Here is a 19,799-nt window from a genome sequence, read left to right as displayed (position 1 = left end):
TGGTGCATATGGGTCGGGCCGGTGCAGCGCGCAAGCTCGCCGCCGCGGCGGCGTACGGGGGCGGTGGGCTCTCGGTCATCGGCGCCTCGATCTTCGGCGTCATCGCCGCCGAGGCCCGCATCGCGCGCCACCTCATCGGCCACACCCAGGGCCGCGTGCCCGACGCCACCGGCTGGTACGGCCGCGACCGGCCCGGGCCGGCGATCCGCATGGTGCTGCTGGGCGACTCCAGCGCCGCCGGCTACGGCGTGCAGCGCGTCGAGGAGACGCCCGGCGCCGTGCTGGCCTCGGGCCTCTCCCAGCAGTCCGGGCGGCGGGTCTTCCTCCGCACGCTGTGCCGGGTGGGCGCGCGCTCCAGCGAGCTGGCCGGGCAGGTGGGTCGCGCGCTGCCGACGCGCCCCGACGTCGCGGTGGTGCTCATCGGCGCCAACGACGTCACCCACGGCGTGCTGCCCTCGGCCTCGGTGCGCCAGCTGGCCGAGGCGGTGCGGATGCTGCGCGAGGCCCGCGTCGAGGTGGTCGTCGGCACCTGTCCCGACCTGGGGACCGTCCGGCCGATCCCGCAGCCGCTGAAGTTGCTGGCCCGCACCTGGTCGCGCCGGATCGCGGCCGCGCAGACCATCGTCACGGTCGAGAGTGGCGGGCGCACCGTGTCGCTGGCCTCGATCCTCGGGCCGGACTTCGCGGCCGAGCCGGGCCTCTACTTCGGCCCCGACCGCTTCCACCCCTCCGCCACCGGCTACGCCTCGCTGGCAGCGGTACTGATCCCCTCCGTGCTCGCCTCCCTCGGGCTGGCCCCCGACGACGAGGACTACCCGGTCGCCCGGCGCGGCGAGGGCGTCATGCCGGTCGCGAAGGCCGCGGCGCGCGCGGCGCGCACGCCGGGCGCCGAGCTCGACGGCACCGACGTCGCCGGCAGGGCCCACGGCGTCGGCGGGCGCTGGGTCACCTTCATGCGCCGGCGTCGCCACCACACCACCGCCGAGGCTCCCGACTCCCGCGAGCCCGACCCGGTCACAGCCGACGGAGCAGGTCCAGCCGCTCGCCGATGACCTCGGCCAGCGTCCGGTCGCCCGGCTCCTCGAGCCACGCGGCGAACCCCAGCCGGAAGACCGTGAGGGCCGCCTCGGCCACCAGCTCGGCCTCGACGTCGGCCACGCCGCGCTCGCGCAGGACTCCCGCGAGGATGGTCGCCAGCCTGGCCAGCTTCGTCAGCTCGCGGCCCTGCAGGTCGGCATGGTCGAGCAGCATGTCCTGGCGCTGACGCGACCAGGCTCGGCTGCCGCCGATCATGGTGGCACCGGCGGTCAGCGCCGCCGCCACGGCGTCCCACGCCGTCGCCTCGGGAGCGGTTGCGCGGGCCGCGGCGGCCATCGCCTCCTCCAGCTGATCCGATCCGGCGAAGAGCACCTCGCGCTTGTCGGGGTAGTACCGGAAGAAGGTCCGCGGCGTCAGCCCCGCCCGCTCGGCGATCTGGGCGACCGTCGTCTCCTCGAACCCCTGCTCCACGAACAGGTCGCGCGCGGCCAGGCGCAGCCGTTCGGCGGCGTCCGGCTCCCAGCGACCCATCACCCCATCGTAGTGATGACACAGCGTGACATGGCGAGGTACAGTGATGTCACACCATGACATCAGGAGGAACCATGAAGGTCTTCGTCACCGGAGCATCGGGCTGGATCGGGTCGGCCGCCGTCGCCGAGCTGGTCGCGGCCGGGCACGACGTCGTCGGGCTGGCCCGCTCTGACGCCTCGGCCGAGCACGTGGCCGAGCTGGGCGCCGAGGTTCTGCGCGGCAGCATCGACCAACCCGACGGGCTGCGCGAGACCGCGGCAGGCGTCGACGCGGTCGTCCATCTCGCCTACCACCACGACTTCAGCCAGATGGCCGAGGCCGCCGAGCTCGACCGGGGCGTCATCGCCGCCGTCGGCGAGGCGCTGCCCGAGGGCGGCACACTGCTCATCGCCTCGGGAACCCTCGGCCTGGCCACGGGCCGCCCCGGCACCGAGGAGGACCGGCCCGAGCCATCGGGCCACCCGCGGCTGGCCAACGCCGACCTCGCCCTCTCCCTCGCCGACCGTGGGCTGCACCCCGTGGTGGCCCGGTTCGCCCCGACGGTGCACGGCGCGGGCGACCACGGCTTCACTGCCCGGCTGGTCGAGATCGCGCGCGAGAGCGGAGTCTCGGCCTACGTCGGCGACGGCGCCAACCGCTGGCCCGCCGTCCATCGCCTCGACGCCGGCGAGCTCGTCCGGCGTGCGGTCGAGGACCCGACCATGCCGATCGTGCACGCGATCGCCGAGGAGGGAGTGGCGGCGCGCGACATCGCCACCGCCATCGGCGAGGGTCTCGGGCTGCCGGTGGAGCCGCGACCTGCCGAGCACTTCGGCTGGCTGGGCGCCTTCTTCGCCGCCGACATCCCGGCCTCCAGCGACCTCACTCGCGAGCGGCTGGGTTGGGAGCCGAGCCGGGCGGGGTTGATCGCCGACTTGGAGGCGGGCAGCTACTTCTGAGGTGCGCCAACTCCACACTTGCGAAGGAACGCGGGGCGCAAGTCCGACATGTCGCAGCCACAACTTCGCAAGTGCACGACTTTGGCGATCGGACCCCCCGCGCAACCCCACCCACTCACGACGCGAAGAAGCCCAGCAGCCCTCACGTGGAGGGCTGCTGGGCCGGTGATCGGGCTGCTTACCGCCGCGAGAGGATCGCCAGCAGCCGGAGCAGCTGGATGTAGATCCAGATCAGGGTGACGGTCAGGCCGAACGCCGCGCGCCAGGACTCCCGCTCGGGCAGGCCGGCGGCGACACCGCGCTCGACGAAGTCGAAGTCGAGCATCAGCATGAAGATGGCGATGACCAGGCCGACGACGCTCATGATCAGGCCCAGCGTGCCGAAGCCGTTGAAGCCGATCGCGGAGCCGAAGAAGCCGAGCACCATGTCGAGCACCACCAGGCCCACGAAGCCGAACATCGCGGCGGTGACCGCGCGGCGGAACTTGTCGGTGACCTTGATGTTGAAGAACTTGTAGGCCGCCAGCGTGCCCGCGAACGCGGCCACCGTGCCGACCACGGCGCCGGTGACGACGCCCGGGCCGAACTGCAGCTGGTAGAGCTTGCTGATGCCGCCGATGAACAGGCCCTCGCACGCGGCATAGGCGATGACGAGCGCGGGGCTCACCACGCGCTTGAACGAGTTCACCAGCGAGAGCACGAACCCGCCGAGCGCACCGACGAGGATCGCGGCGTAGAGGCCGCCGGCCAGCGAGGAGTTGACGTAGTCCTCGCCGAAGGCGTCCTGGCTGACCACGTTGCCGGTGACGATCCAGGTGATCACGGCGGCGACGAGCACGACACCGAGCGTCAGCCCGGTCTTCTGCACGACCGAGTCGACCGTCATCCGGCCCTGGTCGGACTGGTGGGTGTAGGGGCTGGTGGGGGTGGCGACGGTGGTCTGGCCGGCGCCGGTGCTCCACGTGGACGGGTCGCCGTAGCCGTCGTAGGCCTTGCCGTTGAATCCTTCGGCGCGACGGAAGACGGGGTTGTTGCTCTGCATGTGAGCCTCCTTGTGCTGTGGGAACGATCCACGGCGAGGCGGTGTTCCCGCGACCGCTCCCCCGCCTACCGTCATGGATCGTGCTCAAGTATCTCGGCTCCAAACGCCGATTGGTACCGGTTCTGGGCGCGATCGCGCGGGCGGTGGGCGCGCGCACCGCCCTCGACCTGTTCACCGGCACCACCCGCGTCGCCCAGGAGCTCAAGCGGACCGGGCTGCAGGTCACCGCGGTGGACTGCGCGACCTACAGCAAGGTGCTGGCCGACTGCTACGTCGCCACCGACGCGTGCCTCGTCGATCCTGCCGCCCTCGACGACGCCCTCGCCCGCCTGGCCGCGCTGCCCGGACGTCCCGGCTACGTCACCGAGACCTTCTGCCGGCGCTCGCGGTACTTCCAGCCCCCCAACGGCGCACGCATCGACGCGATCCGCGACGCGATCGAGGACCACGCCGGCACGCCCCTCCACGCCATCTTGCTGACCAGCCTGCTGCTGGCCGCGGACCGGGTGGACTCGACCACGGGCCTGCAGATGGCCTATCTCAAGCAGTGGGCGCCTCGCTCGTTCCGCGATCTGAAGCTGCGCCGGCCCGAGCTGCTGCCCGGCACCGGCACGGCGTTGCTGGCCGACGCCTCGCAGGTCGCCGACACGCTCCCGGCGGTCGACCTGGCCTACCTCGACCCGCCCTACAACCAGCACCGCTACTTCACGAACTACCACGTCTGGGAGACCCTCGTGCGCTGGGACTCACCGGCCCACTACGGCATCGCCTGCAAGCGGGTCGACGCCCGCGAGGAGGTGGGCAGGAGCGTCTTCAACCGCAAGCGCGAGATGCCGGCGGCACTCGCCTCGCTGCTCGGGCGGGTGCGGGCCGAGGTGGTCGTCGTCTCCTACAACGACGAGGCGTGGGTGAGCGCCGAGCAGATCACCGGCTGGCTGCGCGGGGCCGGCCACGAGGCGGTCGAGGTGCTCGCCTTCGACGCCCGGCGCTACGTCGGCGCGCAGATCGGCGTCTTCAACCCGGCCGGTGAGCGTGTGGGTGAGACCGGACGGCTGCGCAACACCGAGTACGTGTTCGTCGCCGGCCCGCGGGACAAGGTGGCCGCGGCCGCTCAGGGCGCCAGGGTCGACTCCCGGTAGCGCTGGAGCAGCTCGCGAGCCCGGGCCTCGTCGCGGTCGGCGAGCGGCACCAGCAGCTCGGCCACGACGTCGGTCAGCTCGGCCACGCGACGGTTGAGGCGCCGGTTCTCCTCGACCGAGCGGGCCAGCTCGCGCAGCCAGGTGGGCAGGCCGGTGAGCCGGCGGCGGGTGGGAGCGGTCATGGTGATCGGTTCCTTCTGCGACGTGGTGGGCCAGTGCTGAGTGGTGGTGAGCCAGCGCGCCTCGAGGCGCGCGACGTACGGGTCGGGCTCGTCGAGGAAGCCCTCGCCGGGACCGACGTCGATCTGGTCCACCCGACCGCCGTGACGCTCGACCTCGGCGGCGACCACCGCCGGGTCGAGCCGACGCACCAGGCCGGTGGCGTCGGCCGGCTCGGCGTCGGGTCCGGACGCGAGGAACTCCGCGACCACCGTGCCGCCGCGTCGCAGCGCGGTGGCGCACAGGAGCCACAGGTTGTCGCGCGCCTCGGCGTCGAGGCAGCCCAGCAGCTGCCGGGCGTAGATCGTCGGCGGCCGCTCGATGCGCGCCAGCTCGGCAGCCGCGAGCAGGGTGGCGCGCAGGTCGTTGAGCGGCAGCACGCCGACCTCGGCCCCGGCGTCGCCCAGCCGACGCAGCCGCCGACGGGTCTGCCGGATCGCGGCGCCGGAGTAGTCGTAGGCGCGGACGCGGTGGCCGCGGCGGGTGAGGAACACCGCGTCGCGACCGTTGCCGGAGCCGAGGTCGACCACCTCGGAGCCCGCCGGCGACCGGGAGTCCACCCACCTGGCGAACCCGGAGCCACCGCGCGGCAGCTCGCGGCGGCGGTCGCGGAACAGCTCGTTCCACTCCACGACGTCGGTGCGTGCACCCCTCAGCCAGCCGTCGAGCCGCCGCACCCCGTCCGGCGGGTCGTCGGGCTGGAAGGAGGGGTCGGGCACGCGCCAGCCGGCGCCGTAGAGGAAGGCCAGCACCTGCGCGGGATCGGCGGGCGCCGCGAGCTCGACGCCTTCGAGGACGACGGTCGAGGCGGGCGTGAGTGCCGATGCGGGGAGCCGGCCGCTGCGGCCGCCGAGCTGGAAGAACGTCTCGCCGACGTGGAAGGCGGCGAAGACGTCGACGTGCACCGAGCGGCCGTCGTCGAGCGGGAGGAACAGCTTGAGGTCGGCGCCCGACATCCGCACCACCTTCCAGCCGAGCGCCCGCAGCTCGCGCTCGATGCGGTAGGACTCACGGACGACGTCGGCCGGGTGCGTGTGGCGGCTCAGGTAGGCCAGATCGGTGTCGGAGTCGTGGTCGATCATCCGGCCCTCGCGCACCGCCCCGAGCAGCGCGCCGTAGCTGAGATGGGCATCGATGCCGACCCGCTCGCGCAGGTCGGCCAGGGCCCGCGCGGTGCCGGCGACGACGGCGGCCCGGTCGCCGCCGTCGGTGGCCCCGAAGACCCGGGTGAGGTGACCCGCGCGGTCGACCGAGAGCCGCGCGCCGCGGCCGTCCTCGAGCGTGAGGACCCGCGGGTTGTTGCGGAAGGCGACCGGTTCCTCGAAGTGCACGAGGCCGTTGCCGCGGCCCTCCAGCCGCACGGTGGCGGTGCCGTCGAGGAGCGGCGAGAGCGGAGCGGGCCACGGCACGTGCCAGGCCGGCGTGCGCCCGGTGGCGCAGCGCGCACCGTCGCGGTCGGGGACGAACGACCACACGTAGCGGCCGTCGAAGCGCACGACCACCGGGCCCCTGATGCGGGTGGGCAGCGCCAGCCGGCGCTCGTCGACGCTGATCGCGCTCACGCGCACCAGCGCAGCGCGTCCTCGGCCAGGTCGGCCGGTGCGTGGATCCCCCGTAGCTCGGGACGCCTGGCGAACAGCAGGGCGAGCGCGCTCGCCGCGCGGTCCGCCCGGTCCTGCACCTCGGCGGCGTCGGTCATCGGCTTCTCCGCTCCCTTGGTCTGGTTAGTCACCTAGGTTAGTAGAGAATGGCTCTTGCCGCGACCACCGCGCAAGCGGATCATCGCCGCCATGCGTCGTCGCCTGCTGGTCGGACTCGTCACCGTGCTGCTGGTCTCGGCGACGACGTCGGTGGTGCACGCGGTCACCCCGCGCCGCGTCGGCTCGCTCGCGCTGCACCGGTGCCGGCTCGGCGTGGCCGCCTGGTGCGGGTCCTTACACGTGCCGCTGGACTACACCGACGCCTCGGCAGGGACGATCCGGATCGGCTTCGGCTGGCTGCCCGCACGCGGCCGCCCCACCGGCACCGTCGTGGCGGAGGAGGGCGGTCCCGGCTACCCCTCGACCGGCACGGCGGCCGACTACGCCGCGATGCTCGGCGGGCTGCGCCGACACCGCAACCTGCTCGTGGTCGACGCCCGCGGCACCGGCCGCTCGACGCCGCTGGACTGCCGCAGCCTGCAGTGGCTGCGCGTGCCCTCGCCACGGATCCCGTCCCGGGTGGCCGCCTGCGGCCAGCAGCTGGACCACACCTTCCGTCGGGCCGATGGCAGCTACGTGCACGCCTCGGACCTCTTCACCACCGCGAACACCGCCCGCGACCTCGCCCGGGTGCTCGACGCGCTAGGCCTTGGCACGGTCGACCTGTACGGCGACTCCTACGGCACCTACGTCGCGCAGTCGTTCCTCTCCCGCTATCCGGGTCGGCTGCGCTCGGTGGTGCTCGACTCGGCCTACGAGGCGCGCGACCTCGACCCGTGGTACCGCACCACCCCCACCACGGCGCATCGCGCCTTCGACATCGTGTGCCGCCGCGCGGCGCACTGCCACGGCTCCACCTGGCGGCGCCTGGGCCGCACGGTGCGACGGCTGCGGCGCCACCACGACGGCCGCGACGTGACGGCCCTGGTCAACATCGTCAACGACGCCGGCTACGACACGTACCCCTACGAGCACCTCGACCCGGCGCTGCGTGCGTACCTCCGCCACGGCGACCTGCGAGCGTTGCGCCGGCTCTACGCCCGCGACATCGCCGAGGACTACAGCGACTACGTGCGCACGCCCGCGTCGTACTACTCCGACGGCCTCTACTTCGCCGTGGCGTGCAGCGACTACCCGCAGCTGTTCGACATGGGAGCCGCACCGGCGCAGCGACGGCAGCAGCTCGATGCCTCGATCGCCGCCCTGCCGGCCGACACCTTCGCGCCGTTCACGACGCGCGAGTGGCTGCGCATGCTGCCCTACACCGAGACCTACACGGCCTGCCTGGACTGGCCGACGCCTACCCACGCAGCCGACCCGCCGGTGCCCGACGGCGCCAGCATGGACGCCACCGGCGTGCCCGTGCTGGTGCTCAACGGCGAGCTCGACTCCCTCACCCCGGCCGTCGGCGGCGCCCACGTGGCCGCGCAGATCGGCCCCGCTGCGCAGGCGTACGTGGCCGCGAACAACGTCCACCTGGTCGCACTGGACGCCACCACCTGCGGCGCCCGTGTCGTACGCCGGTTCCTGACCGACCCGCGACGTCGACCACGCGCCGGCTGCCTGGGCCGGATCCCGGCGCTGCGCGTGGCGCGAGGATGAACGTGCGATCCGCCTCGCGGCGACGAACCGTTTGCCAGACTTGGCCTCGTGTCCCTACGTGATCCGTCGGCGCCGACGGGTCCTCGAGTAGGGGCGGCCGCCCTCGCATGCCTGCTGGCGCTCGTCGCTGCGGGCGTCGCCGGCTGGGGATGGGGTGGCGCCGACGGTGACGGGCCGCAGGGCGGCACACACGTGGTCGCGCTCTTCGTGGGCCAGTTCCTCTCGATCCTGCTGCTGGTGCTGAGCGGCTTCGTGCTGCCCTATCGCTGGCGCACCTCCTCGGTGCTGGGCCCGCTGCTGGTCGGGCTGGTGGGCGCCGACCTGGTGGTGGCAGGGCTGGGATACCGCATCGGTGGTGGATCCGCGGCCGGCGGCCTGGGCATCGCGATCGCCGGAGTGCTCGTGCTGGCCGTGGGAGCGTCGACGGTCTGGCTCAAGCGGCGGGCCCGGGCGCGCCGCGACGACGTTCGCGCCCACGGGGCAGCCGTCGCGGGACTCATCACCGAGGTCTCGACGTCCGAGTCGGTCAACAACGTGCCGCGGTGGCGCATCGTCGTCAGGTTCGTCGACAGCGCCGGGGACACGCGATACTGGGTGGACCACCGCACGACCTACTCGCCGCCGGCGCAGGGGCAGCAGGTGCTCGTGCACTACGACCCGGCGAACCCCGGCGACAAGCGTCACATCGTCGCCGACTACTGACGGGCCCGACGGCCCACCTCACTCGACGACGAGACCGGGCCGGGCGCGTCGAGGAGTCGTCACGTCCTGTCATTGAGGGCGACCATCGCGTCGTAGAGCTGCTGGTCGGTCATGGGGGGTTCGGCGAGCCGGTGTGACCGCTCCGCCCGGTAGGCGTCGAGCATGAGGTGGAGGTAGCGGCGCCACGCCTGTGGCGCGGTGTCGCGCGTGGCGTCCATGACCGGGCCGACGGACCAGATGAGGTTGACGATGTCGGCTCGGGTGATGTCGGCGCGAGCGGCGCCGGCGTTCTGCGCCCGCTCGAGGACTTCGGCGATCTGGTCGCACATCTGGTCGTGGATGCGTTCGGTCTCGGCGCTGTCGGTGAATCGACGGGACAAGAAGTCGTTGAAGCCGCGATCTCCGGCCTGGGTGGCGAACAGGTTCTCCAGGTAGGACACGAACGCCTTCCACGGATCGGCCGTCGACAACGCTTGCGCGGCCTGGGCTCCGAACTCCTCGATCCGGGGCCGGAAAGCCGCCATCAGCAGGTCCAGTCGCGTGGGGAAGTGGCGGTACAGGGTGCCGGTGGACACCTTCGCCTCGCGCGCCACCCTCTCCAACGAGGCATCGACGCCGCGGGCCGCGAACTCGCGCTGCGCAGCTGCCACCAGCCTCGCCCTGTGCTCGCGCGCATCACGTCGCAGGGGCCGCTGTCCCCGCTCGCCGTCGCCCGCGCTCACTTCCTGATCGTACCCGGAAGTCGAGGGTCGCCTCCGGAATAAGTCGAGGCACCCCTCCGCTACGCCGACTACCAGGGCGCGAGCCTCGCCGTGAGCGCCCTCGACCACCCACCCGCCGCACACGAGAGAGACACCCATGACCACCATCAGCATCATCGGCACCGGGAACATGGCCACCGCCATCGGCATCCGGGCGGCCCGATACGGCCACACCGTCGAGATCATCGGCCGCGACCGGACCAAGGCGCGGGCCGCCGTCGAGACCATCGGCGACGGCGCACATGTCGGCACCTACGGCGCCGAGCCGAACGGCGACCTCGTCTTCCTCGCCGTCCTCCACCAAGGGGCGGTCGAGGCAGTGCGCGATCACGGCGACGCGCTGGCCGGGAAGACCCTGGTGGACATCACCAACCCGTTCAACGACGACGGCACCGGCGTCGTCACCACCGAAGGGCACTCGGTGACCCAGCAGATCGCGGCGGCAGCACCCCCGAGCGCGCACGTCCTCAAGGCCTTCAACACCACGTTCCGAGACGTCCTGGCCCAGGCGACACCCCTCGACGTCCTCTTCGCCGGCCACGACGAGGGCGCTCGGGCGCAGTTCGCAGCCTTCGCCCGGAGCCTCGACCTGCGCCCCCTGGACACCGGAGGCCTGGAGATGACCTACGTCCTGGAGTGGGCCGCCATCCTCCTCATGGGCCTGGCACGCAACGGCGCCGGATGGGACGTCTCGCTCGGCGCGCAGATCCGCTGAGGGCCGCACCGCCTCATCAGGGACCCACCCTGCTGAGGCGGTGTCGCCAGACCCTCAGCACACCGTCGCGAGCTGGCGGACCGACGAGAGCCGGTGACTCGGTTCACGGTCGTCTGGTGCCCCGGGTGGGGGTCGAACCCACACTGGGAGGTTTTTAAGACCTCTTCCTCTGCCGTTGGGATACCGGGGCCGTGCGCAGACTAGTCTCGCCCGCCAGCTCCGGCTCACCCGTCGAGGAGGTCGGCGGTGAGGTCCTGGACGCGGGCGACGCCGCTGAGCGCCAGCGTCAGGTCGAGCTCGGCGATGATGCTCTCCAGCACCGTGCGGACGCCGGCCTCGCCGGCGAGCGCGAGGCCGTAGACGTAGGGGCGGCCGATCAGGACGGCGTCGGCGCCCAGGGCGAGGGCCACGGCGACGTCGGCGCCGCTGCGGACGCCGGAGTCGAAGAGCACCGGCACGCGGCCGGCCACCTCCTCGGCGATGCCGGGCAGCGCGTCGAGGGAGGCCACGGCGTTGTCGACCTGCCGGCCGCCGTGATTGGACACGACGATCCCGTCGACGCCGTGCTCCAGAGCGAGCCGGGCGTCGTCGCGGTGCTGCAGGCCCTTGACCAGGATCGGCAGCGAGGTCATCTCGCGCAGCCGGGCGAGGTCGTCCCAGGTGAGGTCGGAGCGGGAGAAGACGTCGAGGAACGTCTCCACCGCGGCGCGCGGGCGGGACGAGCGCAGGTTGGCCAGCAGCGGGCCCGGGTAGTGCCGGGCCATCGACACCAGCGCCCGCACGGCGGCCAGCGTCGGGCGCGGCGTGGGCTCGGACGAGGGCGGCCGCTTGTCCACCAGCCGCCGGAAGACCGGGTCGGAGGTGTACTGCGCGATGCCCTCGGCCCGCGCGAACGGCAGGTAGGCCAGGTCGAGGTCGTGGGTGCGCCAGCCCAGCAGGTGGGTGTCGAGCGTGACCACGATCGCCTCGGCGCCGATCGCCTCGGCCCGGGTGAGGAACGAGGCCACGACGTCCTCGTCGCGGCTCCAGTACAGCTGGAACCAGCGCGGCGTCGAGCCCAGCGAGGGCACCACCTGCTCCATCGGCACCGACGCCTGCGTCGAGAGCACCATCGGGACGCCGGTGGCGGCGGCGGCGCGGGCCACCGCGTGCTCGGCCTGGGGGTGCGCCATCTCCAGCACCCCGATCGGGGCCAGCGCCAGCGGCACGGGCCAGCGGCGACCGCCGGCGATGCGGCCCAGGTCGACACCGAGGTCGCGCTCGGCGACGTCGACGAACATGCGGGGCACGATGCGCCGGCGTGCGAACGCCGCGACGTTGGCCGCCACGGTGCGCTGCTGCCCCGCGCCGCCGGCCACGTAGCTCCACGCCTGCGGCGACATCGCCCGGTGGGCGGCGACCTCGAGCGCGACCGGCTCGGTGGGCACCGCCGGACGCCGGCCGAACACCCCGGCCTGGTAGATGCGGCCCTGGATCTCCCGGCCCAGGTTCACAGCACTGCCCGCTCGCGGATCACAGCTCACCCTCTCATCGACGTGGACAGGCCCTACCGGGTGCCGGCCGGCCGTGGCACGAGGCTCGTGCCGAGCAGCGTCCTGAGGGCCTCGCGCGCCTCGGCGACGGGGTTCTCCGCGGTCATTCGCAGCGACTCGCGCCAGGCCGCGCCCACGAGGAGACCCAGCTCCGGGCTGGCGACCACCTCGGCGATGACGGCGACCAGCTGGTCGCCGTCCGGCGATCGGGCCTCCGTGGGCCACTCCTGGGCCAGCAGCCTGGTCAGCCCTGCTCTGACGACGTAGTCGAATCCGACCAGCACGATCGCGGAGAGCTCGCGGCGAGGACCGCCGCCCTGGAGGGCAGCAGCTCCCTCGAGCCGATCCGCGACCCGTCGCTCCACGTCACGACGGACCAGGGAGTAGAGCCCGGCCTTGCTGGCGAAGTGGTGGTACAGCGAACCCGTGGTCACCTCGGCGTGACGGGCGATCGCCTGGACCGACACGTCCTCGTACCGGTCGCGGCCGAAGAGGTCCAGAGCCGATTGGACCAGTCGACCCGAGGTGGTCCCCGGCACTGGCACCCATCCCTCCACGAGGCTATCGTAGCTCTCCTACGTATTCCGTAACCACGTTATGGAGCCATCATGAGACTGACGTTCTACTACGCTCCCGTCACCGACCTGGCGGCCGCGACCGCCTACTACCGCGACCAGCTGGGCTTCGACGAGGCTTGGCGGGAGGGGGACGACACGGTCTCGTTCTGGATGCCCGGCCGGGTCGGCCAGGTCATGCTGTCGCTGACCGAGCAGCCACCGGGACCGATGTACCTCGTCGACGACCTCGCGGAGTGGCTGGCGAGCCATCCCGGCGTCGACCTGATCTCGCCGCCGTACGCCATTCCGGGCGGTCGGGTCGCCGGGGTCCGGGGACCCGAGTCGAACGCTTACTACGTCTTCGACCAGCCCGACGCCTAGGGCACGGGACCACCCGACGCGCGCCCCGGGGCTAGTCTCGCCTCCCGTGACCGACGACGTGACCGTGCGCGGGCGGCTGCTCGACGCGCAGACGCGTTGCGTGCACTGGGGTTCAGTGCTCGACGTCGTCGCGATCCGGCTGGCCTGCTGCACGCCGTACTACCCCTGTCGGACCTGCCACGACGAGGCTGCCGACCACCCGGCGGTGACCTGGCCACCCGGGTCGGAGGACGAGACGGCCGCGCTGTGCGGGGTGTGCCACGAGCGGCTCACCATCGCCGAGTACCTGTCGTGCGACAACAGCTGCCCCCGCTGCGGGGCGGGGTTCAACCCGGGGTGCCGGCTGCACCGGGGGCTGTACTTCGGCTGAGGCGTCCCCGGTGGCGAGCGGCAGGGTCAGCGGGCGCGGCGCAGGTCGCGGGCCCGCTCGAGGAGCAACTCGTGCTTGGCCTCGGCCTTCTTGATCTGGCGGTCGTCACGCAGCGGGAGCTGCAGCTGGTCCTCGGCCGCGATGCCGGCCTGGAGCTCCCTGACGCGCTCGAGCTCGGAGTCGAGCTCGGCGCCGAAGAGCAGCGCGACGTTGGTGATCCAGATCCACAGCAGCGCCACGATCACGAAGGCCAGCGAGCCGTAGGTCTTGTTGTAGCTGCCGAAGTTGGCGACGTAGAAGGCGAACCCGACCGAGGCGACGAGCCAGATCACGATGGCGACGAACGCGCCCACCGACACCCAGCGGATGTGTGGCTGCTTGACGTTCGGGGTGGCGTAGTAGAGCAGCGCCACGACGAGCACGACGATGACGAGCAGCACCGGCCACTTGGCGATGTTCCAGACCAGCACGGTCTGGTCACCGACGCCGATCTTGCTGCCGATCGAGTCGGCGACCGAGCCGCTGACGACCAGGATCACCAGCGCCCCCGCGATCAGCACCACCGCGACGAGGGTGACCAGGAACTGCAGCGGGCGCAGGATCCAGATCGGACGACCCTCCTCGACCTCGAGGATGGTGTTCATCGCCTGCCGGAACCCGGCGACGTAGCCGGAGGCCGAGAGCAGCGCCAGCACGATGCCGACGACCAGACCGATGCCGGCGCCCTGGGCGGTGGCCAGGTTCTCCACGAACGGACGCACCTGGTTGGTCAGGAACCCGTCGCTGACCAACGGCCGCATCACGTCGAGCACGGCCTTGATCGAGCTGTCGGCCTGGCCGACGACGCCGAGCAGCGAGAGCAGCGCGATCAGCGCGGGGAAGATCGCGAAAACCGCGTAGTAGGTGAGGCCGGCGGCCAGGCCGGTGCAGTTGTCGGCCGAGAACTCCGCGAGCGTGCGCGAGAGCGCCTGCCGGATCGCGACGCCCTCCAGCTTCGTGGGCCCGGACGGCTTGTCGGGGTGCTCGGGAGCGGGTCGCTCCTCGAGCTCGTTGTAGGCCACGGCCGGGCGGCCCGTGCCGCTGCCCGTGACGCCGCCGTCCACCGGCCGGCCCGTGTCGTCCTCAGCCACCCGAGACTCCTCCCACCAGCGACCACGCTATCCCGTCGAGGATGTCGGCCTCGGAGACCAGCATCGAGCGGACGTGGGTGCGGCTCAGCACCCGTTGCAGGATCAACGCCCCGGCGCCGATGACGTCGGCGCGCCCGGGGTGCATGAACGGCAGCGCCTTGCGCTCCTCCACCGTCATCGACAGCAGCCGGTTGACCGTCCCCTCGACCGCGGAGACACCGACCACCGCGTGGTTGAGCACCGTGCGGTCGTAGGCGGTCAGGCCGAGCACCGCCGCGGCGGTGGTGGTGACGGTGCCGGCCACGCCGATGACGGCCTCGGCGGCGTCGGGGTCGACGCGGCAGGCATCGAGGGCTGCGTCGACGTCGGCCGTGGCCGCCGCGAGCTCCTCGGGCGTGGGCGGGTCGGTGACCAGATGGCGTTCGGTGAGCCGTACCGAGCCGATGTCGAGCGACTGCGCCTCGCGCACCGTGCCGTCGTCGTCCCCGAGGATCAGCTCGGTGGAGCCACCGCCGATGTCGAGCACCAGGAAGGGCGGCTCGAGCCCGGCCTGCAACGTGCGCGTGGCGCCGGCGTAGGAGAGCCGCGCCTCCTCCTCACCGGTGACGACCTCGGGCCGCACGCCGAGCCGCTCCTCGACGCCGGCGGTGAAGTCGGCGGCGTTCTCGGCGTCGCGCACGGCCGAGGTGGCGCAGAACCGGATGGCCTCGACGTCGTGGCGCGACACCATCTCGGCGTACTCGTCCACGGCACCGAACACCCGCTCCAGCGCCGCCTCGGAGAGCCGGCCGGTGCGGTCGACGCCCTGGCCCAGCCGCACCATCCGCATCTCACGGACCAGCTCCTGCTCGCGACCCGAGTCGGCGTCGAGGTCGGCGACCAGCAGCTTGATGGTGTTGGTGCCGCAGTCGACGGCCGCCACTCTCATGTACCCCGCCTCATGCACAGGGCCCCTTGTCCCACCACGCGCCGACCGCGTCGAGCACCTCGTCGCCCAGCGGGTTGGTCCCACGACCCTGGGCGAGCGACTGAGCGGCGAGCACGTGGAGGCACTTGACCCGGTCGGGCATGCCGCCGGCCGAGATCCCGTCGATCTCGGCCACCTCGGCGATGGCCTCGCGGGCGTCGAGGTAGGCCCGGTGAGCGGCGGCGTACGCCGCGGCGAGGTCGGGGTCCTCGGCCAGCCGGTCGGTCATCTCGCGCATCAGACCCGAGGCCTCCAGCGTGCCGATCCGGCCGGCGGCCCGCGGGCAGGTCAGGTAGAACACGGTCGGGAACGGCGTGCCGTCGGGCAACCGCGGCTCGGTGGCGACGACGTCGGGGTTGCCGCAGGGGCACCGATGGGCGATCTCGTGGACGCCACGCGGCGCTCGCCCGAGCTGAGCCGCCACCACGTCCAGGTCGTTCACTTCGACTGCGGTCTGATCGTGGTGGCCGGGGTGGGCGTCGCGGCCGGCGGATGGTCGGCCTGCTGCAGCGAGTCGTACTCCTTGGACCACCACGGCTTCGGGGTCGTGCGCACCACCGTGTCGGCGTCGGCCAGCCGGTCGGAGTCCTCTAGTGGCTTCCCGTCCTTGCCGATCACCTGGTAGGCCGTGTCGCCCGGCATCACCCAGCCGAAGCGCAGCTTGGCCTGGGTCTCGACGTAGGCCGGGTCCTTCCACCGCTTCTTCTCGGTGCGCAGCCGGTCGATGTCGCTCTGGGAGGAGACGATCTCGGCCTTCAGCGAGGCGATGTGGTGACGCTGCTCCAGGTAGGCCCGCATGCTCGAGGCGTAGGAGACGACCAGCACGGCGAGCACCACCATGAGGATCGCCATCCGGCCGGTGAACCGTGAGCGCACTCGCTCGGTGGCCGTGGCTGCCTTCGGCTGTGGCGTGCGAGCCGTGGTCCGCGGCCGCGCCGAGGCAGCCGTCGAGCGCCGGGGTCGGCTGGACCCCGGGGACGGCGGACGTCGCGACGATGCGGCCACGCGCTACTTCGCGAACCTCGGGAACGCGGCGGCACCGGCGTAGCGGGCGGCGTCGCCGAGCTCCTCCTCGATGCGGAGCAGCTGGTTGTACTTGGCCACGCGGTCGGAGCGGGCGGGGGCGCCGGTCTTGATCTGACCGCAGTTGGTGGCCACGGCCAGGTCGGCGATGGTGACGTCCTCGGTCTCGCCCGAGCGGTGGCTCATCATGCAGCGGAAACCGTTGCGGTGGGCCAGCTCGACGGCGTCGAGGGTCTCGGTGAGCGAGCCGATCTGGTTGACCTTCACCAGCAGCGCGTTGGCCTGGCCACCGTCGACGCCGCGCTGGAGCCGCTCGACGTTGGTGACGAAGAGGTCGTCGCCGACGATCTGCACCCGGCTGCCGAGCTCGTCGGTGATGGTCTTCCAGCCCTCCCAGTCCTCCTCGTCGAGCGGGTCCTCGATGCTGACGATCGGGTAGCTGGCGACCAGGTCGGCGTAGTAGGCGGTCATCTCGGCCGACGTCTTCGCCGAGCCCTCGAAGGTGTAGCTGCCGCCGTCGGCGAACTCCGAGGCCGCGACGTCCATCGCCAGCGCGATGTCGCTGCCCAGGCTCAGCCCCGCCGCCTCGACGGCCTCGGCGATGAGGTCGAGGGCCGCACGGTTGGACTCCAGGTTCGGCGCGAAGCCGCCCTCGTCGCCCAGGCCCGTGGACAGGCCCTTCTTCTTCAGCACCGACTTCAGCGCGTGGTAGGTCTCCGCGCCGTAGCGCAGCGCCTCGGCGAACGTGGGTGCGCCGATCGGCGCGATCATGAACTCCTGCACGTCGACGTTGGAGTCGGCGTGGGCGCCGCCGTTGAGGATGTTCATCATCGGCACCGGCAGCAGGTGCGCGTTCGGTCCGCCGACGTACTTGTACAGCGGCAGGTCGGCACTCCCGGCGGCCGCGTGGGCCACGGCGAGCGAGACGCCGAGGATCGCGTTGGCGCCGAGCTCGGCCTTATTGGGGGTGCCGTCGAGGTCGATCATCACCTGGTCGATCGCGCGCTGGTCGGCGGCGTCCTCGTCCTCGATGGCGGAGGCGATCTGGTCGACCACGCCCCGCACGGCCTGCAGCGTGCCCTTGCCCAGGTAGCGGTCGCCGCCGTCGCGCAGCTCCACCGCCTCGAACTGACCGGTCGACGCGCCGCTGGGCACCGCGGCACGACCCTGCGCTCCGTCGTCGAGGAACACCTCGACCTCGACGGTGGGGTTGCCGCGGGAGTCGAGGATCTCGCGAGCGTGGACTTCGTCGATCAGGGCCACCGGGTTGCTCCTGGTGCAGGGGACAGCATGGACGCCTGGGAAGGCGGCCCCAGCCTAGTCACGCCCCGGTCCGGATCGGCGTACCGGCTCGCGGGCTCAGCCCCAGCGCACCGTGCCGAGCAGCCTGGCCTGGGCGGCGTCGACGCGGTGCCGCAGCGGCGCTCCGTCCTTGCCGACGCCATAGGTCCAGACCATCGTCATCGTGGTGCCGCGCAGGTAGGTGCGGATCCGCTCGTAGCGCAGCAGGTCCGCCTGGATGCCGGTGCCGACCACGTTCACGGTGAAGTCGCGGGTGCTGCCGCTGCCGGTGCTGGTGATGCTCGGGTTCGGGAACCCGGCACTGGTGAGGAGCGCGGTCATCCCGGCCCTCATCGAGCTCGCGTCGAGGGCGGCCTGGCTCGCCGAGGCGTGGTGGAACACGTCGACGCGGTAGGTGATCGGGCTGCTCAGGTCCTCGTACGTGGTGGCGAGGCCGTTCTGGACGCCCTGGTGTCGGCTCGGCATGGCGAAGCCGACGCCGGACGCGTCGTGCATCCGCTCCCAGCCGTGCTTCGCGGCCCGCTTCTTCTTCGCGGCCCGCGGGTGCTTGACCACGGGGTGCGCCGACGGCGAGGTCTGCATCGACGGCGGAGCCGCGGAGATGTCGGGCCGGTCGGCGGTGCTCACCGCCCCCGGGATGCCGCAGGCGCCGACCAGCACGAGGCTGGACAGCGCGAGCAGCAGGCGTCCGGACACGACCGCTACTGTGACCGATCCACGCGTCCGCTGTGGGGGTTTTGCGGCTATTGGTGGAGTCGGTGCGGGGCGCGGGCCGTTGACGGTTCCCCACGGTGCCGTGGTGAACCGTCACTCCCCACACGGAGCTCCGGTGGGTAGGTACCGGTCCAGGTGGGTCAGTCGGCCAACCGGTGGCGGACGGCGTCGCGCAGCGCCTGCTCGGCGTCGACGCCGGCGGCGTGCGCCTCGACGGCCAGCGCGAGCAGTCGCTCGCCGAGCTCGGTCGAGGCGGGGTCGGCGGCCACCGGGCGGCCGTCGCGACCCATCCGGTCGATCACCTTGTCGGCCCACAGCAGCGCCGGCAGTGACCCGGGCAGCCCGTCGGTGGGGTGCTCGCGCTGCTTCTCGGCCCGCTTGATGTGCTCCCAGGCCTCGTTGACCTCGTGCACCGAGCGCTGCTCGCCCGCAGCGTCGCCGAACACGTGCGGGTTGCGCCGGATCAGCTTGGCCCGCAGGTCGGCGGCGACGTCCTCGATGTCGTACTCGCCGGCCTCGGCCGCGATCGCGGCGTGGAAGTACACCTGCAGGAGGAGGTCGCCGAGCTCCTCACGCAGATGCTCGGCGTCGCCGGACTCGATCGCCTCCAGCGTCTCGTGGGTCTCCTCGAGCAGGTAGCGCGCCAGCGAGCGGTGGGTCTGCTGCTGCTTCCACGGGCACTGCGCCCGCAACCGCGCCATGACCTCGACGAGGTCGAGCAGCGCGGAGGAGTCGCTCACGCCGGCTCGGTCAGCCGCAGAGCTGGGTGCTGGGCAGCTGGGAGAGATACGAGCTCTTGGTCGACCCCTTCTGGGCCGCCTTGGCGTAGGAGGAGACCGGGGTGGAGATCGAGCTGTCACCCGCGCCGGCCTCGTAGTCCTTGGCGTTGTAGCGGGGGTCGATCGTGATGCCCTGCTGGCGCGCCCACTTCTGGGCGGCGGCGTCGCCGGCGTTGGTGACCTCGGCCGTGGTGGGCTTGCTGACGCCCTTGTCGGCCAGCACCTGGGTGCCGACGCTCTGCACGATGAGCGAGCCGCGGATCTGCTCGCGCAGGAAGCTGGTCACCGCCGCCCGGTCCTTGGCGGGCAGCGCGTCGACCGAGCCCTGGTACTGGCTCAGCTCGCTCTGCAGGGTCGAGCGGCTGTAGCTGGCGCCGACGTGGTCGCCGTAGTCGTTCTGCACCGTGGCGGTGAGCATCGCGTTCACGAATGCCCAGACCTGTGTCGCGCGGGCGCTCTTGGTCTGCTGCTGCACACCGCAGGCGGCGTTGACGATCTGGTCGACGCTGCTGCGGCTCACCGCGTGGTCGCCGACCGAGAACGCCGAGCCCGGGGCGTGCCCGCACCCGGCCAGGGCCAGCAGGGCCGCTGCGGCCGCCACCAGCTTCGCCCCGCGCATCCGCTTCGGGTGCCTCACCTGATCACTCCTCGTGC

Annotated in this window: 23 protein-coding genes and 1 tRNA gene; 8 read left to right on the top strand and 16 right to left on the bottom strand. The window is 72.4% G+C overall.

Annotated elements, in window-relative coordinates; genetic code table 11:
- The first annotated feature begins 8 nt into the window (after positions 1-8).
- Positions 9-1,052, top strand: a complete 1,044-nt coding sequence (locus D9V37_RS01830) for an SGNH/GDSL hydrolase family protein (RefSeq protein ID WP_121804409.1) — start codon at positions 9-11, stop codon at positions 1,050-1,052.
- On the opposite strand, the gene D9V37_RS01825 is transcribed toward D9V37_RS01830, so the two are convergent.
- Complete coding sequence (locus tag D9V37_RS01825; protein ID WP_121804408.1) at positions 1,015-1,569, bottom strand: TetR family transcriptional regulator; 555 nt, start codon at positions 1,567-1,569, stop codon at positions 1,015-1,017. The genes D9V37_RS01830 and D9V37_RS01825 overlap by 38 nt on opposite strands.
- Before the next feature lie 74 nt (positions 1,570-1,643).
- Between D9V37_RS01825 and D9V37_RS01820 the strand changes: the two genes are divergently transcribed.
- Positions 1,644-2,510, top strand: a complete 867-nt coding sequence (locus D9V37_RS01820; RefSeq protein WP_121804407.1) for an SDR family oxidoreductase — start codon at positions 1,644-1,646, stop codon at positions 2,508-2,510.
- A gap of 178 nt (positions 2,511-2,688) precedes the next feature.
- On the opposite strand, the gene D9V37_RS01815 is transcribed toward D9V37_RS01820, so the two are convergent.
- Positions 2,689-3,552: a Bax inhibitor-1/YccA family protein gene (locus tag D9V37_RS01815; RefSeq protein WP_121804406.1), complete on the bottom strand. Its 864-nt coding sequence runs from the start codon at positions 3,550-3,552 to the stop codon at positions 2,689-2,691.
- A gap of 80 nt (positions 3,553-3,632) precedes the next feature.
- Here D9V37_RS01815 and D9V37_RS01810 point away from each other — a divergent pair, with 80 nt between their 5' ends.
- Entirely contained in the window at positions 3,633-4,691 is a 1,059-nt protein-coding gene (locus D9V37_RS01810; protein WP_121804405.1) for a DNA adenine methylase, read from the top strand.
- Here the strand turns inward: D9V37_RS01810 and D9V37_RS01805 are convergent.
- Together D9V37_RS01805 and D9V37_RS20135 are read right to left on the bottom strand one after the other, a co-directional pair.
- Entirely contained in the window at positions 4,664-6,472 is a 1,809-nt protein-coding gene (locus D9V37_RS01805; RefSeq protein ID WP_147455838.1) for a DUF6752 domain-containing protein, read from the bottom strand. The genes D9V37_RS01810 and D9V37_RS01805 overlap by 28 nt on opposite strands.
- The gene (locus tag D9V37_RS20135) at positions 6,469-6,642 is read right to left on the bottom strand and encodes a hypothetical protein (protein WP_158604344.1); all 174 of its coding nucleotides are present in this window, start codon (positions 6,640-6,642) and stop codon (positions 6,469-6,471) included. The genes D9V37_RS01805 and D9V37_RS20135 overlap by 4 nt, the downstream gene beginning before the upstream one ends.
- 22 nt (positions 6,643-6,664) lie before the next feature.
- On the opposite strand from D9V37_RS20135, the gene D9V37_RS01800 reads away from it, so the two are divergent.
- Together D9V37_RS01800 and D9V37_RS01795 are read left to right on the top strand one after the other, a co-directional pair.
- A complete protein-coding gene (locus tag D9V37_RS01800; RefSeq protein ID WP_158604343.1) occupies positions 6,665-8,212 on the top strand; it encodes an alpha/beta hydrolase in 1,548 nt (515 codons plus the stop codon).
- 48 nt (positions 8,213-8,260) lie between these two features.
- The gene (locus tag D9V37_RS01795) at positions 8,261-8,914 is read left to right on the top strand and encodes a DUF3592 domain-containing protein (protein ID WP_147455837.1); all 654 of its coding nucleotides are present in this window, start codon (positions 8,261-8,263) and stop codon (positions 8,912-8,914) included.
- 59 nt (positions 8,915-8,973) lie between these two features.
- Here the strand turns inward: D9V37_RS01795 and D9V37_RS01790 are convergent, their stop codons facing one another.
- On the bottom strand, positions 8,974-9,636 hold the full coding sequence (locus D9V37_RS01790) for a TetR/AcrR family transcriptional regulator (protein WP_121804911.1): 663 nt from the start codon (positions 9,634-9,636) through the stop codon (positions 8,974-8,976).
- Between the two features lie 136 nt (positions 9,637-9,772).
- Between D9V37_RS01790 and D9V37_RS01785 the strand changes: the two genes are divergently transcribed.
- Positions 9,773-10,390, top strand: a complete 618-nt coding sequence (locus D9V37_RS01785; protein ID WP_121804401.1) for an NADPH-dependent F420 reductase — start codon at positions 9,773-9,775, stop codon at positions 10,388-10,390.
- A gap of 114 nt (positions 10,391-10,504) precedes the next feature.
- On the opposite strand, the gene D9V37_RS01780 is transcribed toward D9V37_RS01785, so the two are convergent.
- The 3 genes from D9V37_RS01780 to D9V37_RS01770 all read right to left on the bottom strand — a co-directional run bounded on the left by D9V37_RS01780 (position 10,505) and on the right by D9V37_RS01770 (position 12,461).
- Positions 10,505-10,580: transfer RNA gene (locus D9V37_RS01780), tRNA-Leu, on the bottom strand.
- 34 nt (positions 10,581-10,614) lie between these two features.
- On the bottom strand, positions 10,615-11,883 hold the full coding sequence (locus D9V37_RS01775) for an alpha-hydroxy-acid oxidizing protein (RefSeq protein ID WP_121804400.1): 1,269 nt from the start codon (positions 11,881-11,883) through the stop codon (positions 10,615-10,617).
- Between the two features lie 53 nt (positions 11,884-11,936).
- Positions 11,937-12,461 carry a TetR/AcrR family transcriptional regulator gene (locus D9V37_RS01770; RefSeq protein WP_269778362.1) on the bottom strand — a complete coding sequence of 175 codons (525 nt, stop codon included), beginning with the start codon at positions 12,459-12,461 and terminating at the stop codon, positions 11,937-11,939.
- Between the two features lie 69 nt (positions 12,462-12,530).
- On the opposite strand from D9V37_RS01770, the gene D9V37_RS01765 reads away from it, so the two are divergent.
- The gene (locus tag D9V37_RS01765) at positions 12,531-12,860 is read left to right on the top strand and encodes a VOC family protein (protein WP_121804398.1); all 330 of its coding nucleotides are present in this window, start codon (positions 12,531-12,533) and stop codon (positions 12,858-12,860) included.
- A gap of 46 nt (positions 12,861-12,906) precedes the next feature.
- Complete coding sequence (locus D9V37_RS01760) at positions 12,907-13,230, top strand: CHY zinc finger protein (protein WP_198412315.1); 324 nt, start codon at positions 12,907-12,909, stop codon at positions 13,228-13,230.
- A gap of 26 nt (positions 13,231-13,256) precedes the next feature.
- On the opposite strand, the gene D9V37_RS01755 is transcribed toward D9V37_RS01760, so the two are convergent.
- The 8 genes from D9V37_RS01755 to D9V37_RS01720 form a co-directional block, all read right to left on the bottom strand.
- A complete protein-coding gene (locus tag D9V37_RS01755) occupies positions 13,257-14,360 on the bottom strand; it encodes a YihY/virulence factor BrkB family protein (RefSeq protein ID WP_232524679.1) in 1,104 nt (367 codons plus the stop codon).
- A complete protein-coding gene (locus D9V37_RS01750; RefSeq protein ID WP_121804397.1) occupies positions 14,353-15,288 on the bottom strand; it encodes a Ppx/GppA phosphatase family protein in 936 nt (311 codons plus the stop codon). The genes D9V37_RS01755 and D9V37_RS01750 overlap by 8 nt, the downstream gene beginning before the upstream one ends.
- Before the next feature lie 10 nt (positions 15,289-15,298).
- Entirely contained in the window at positions 15,299-15,769 is a 471-nt protein-coding gene (locus D9V37_RS01745; RefSeq protein WP_121804396.1) for a DUF501 domain-containing protein, read from the bottom strand.
- Positions 15,766-16,179: an FtsB family cell division protein gene (locus tag D9V37_RS01740; protein WP_147455836.1), complete on the bottom strand. Its 414-nt coding sequence runs from the start codon at positions 16,177-16,179 to the stop codon at positions 15,766-15,768. Before D9V37_RS01740 ends, D9V37_RS01745 begins: the two co-directional genes overlap by 4 nt.
- Positions 16,180-16,335: 156 nt before the next feature.
- Positions 16,336-17,613, bottom strand: coding sequence for a phosphopyruvate hydratase (gene eno, locus D9V37_RS01735; protein ID WP_121804394.1), 1,278 nt, complete (start codon positions 17,611-17,613; stop codon positions 16,336-16,338).
- Positions 17,614-17,709: 96 nt separating this feature from the next.
- A complete protein-coding gene (locus tag D9V37_RS01730) occupies positions 17,710-18,348 on the bottom strand; it encodes a hypothetical protein (RefSeq protein ID WP_121804393.1) in 639 nt (212 codons plus the stop codon).
- A 158-nt stretch (positions 18,349-18,506) separates the two neighbouring features.
- On the bottom strand, positions 18,507-19,106 hold the full coding sequence (locus D9V37_RS01725) for a MazG family protein (RefSeq protein ID WP_232524678.1): 600 nt from the start codon (positions 19,104-19,106) through the stop codon (positions 18,507-18,509).
- Between the two features lie 10 nt (positions 19,107-19,116).
- Positions 19,117-19,782 (bottom strand): hypothetical protein, encoded by a 666-nt coding sequence (locus D9V37_RS01720; RefSeq protein WP_147455835.1) that lies wholly within the window; start codon positions 19,780-19,782, stop codon positions 19,117-19,119.
- Positions 19,783-19,799 lie beyond the last annotated feature (17 nt).

The organism is Nocardioides mangrovicus (assembly GCF_003674065.1).
Taxonomy (GTDB): domain Bacteria; phylum Actinomycetota; class Actinomycetes; order Propionibacteriales; family Nocardioidaceae; genus Marmoricola; species Marmoricola mangrovicus.
The sequence above is the reverse complement of the archived record's forward strand: the minus strand, read 5'-3'. Positions and strand labels throughout refer to the sequence as shown.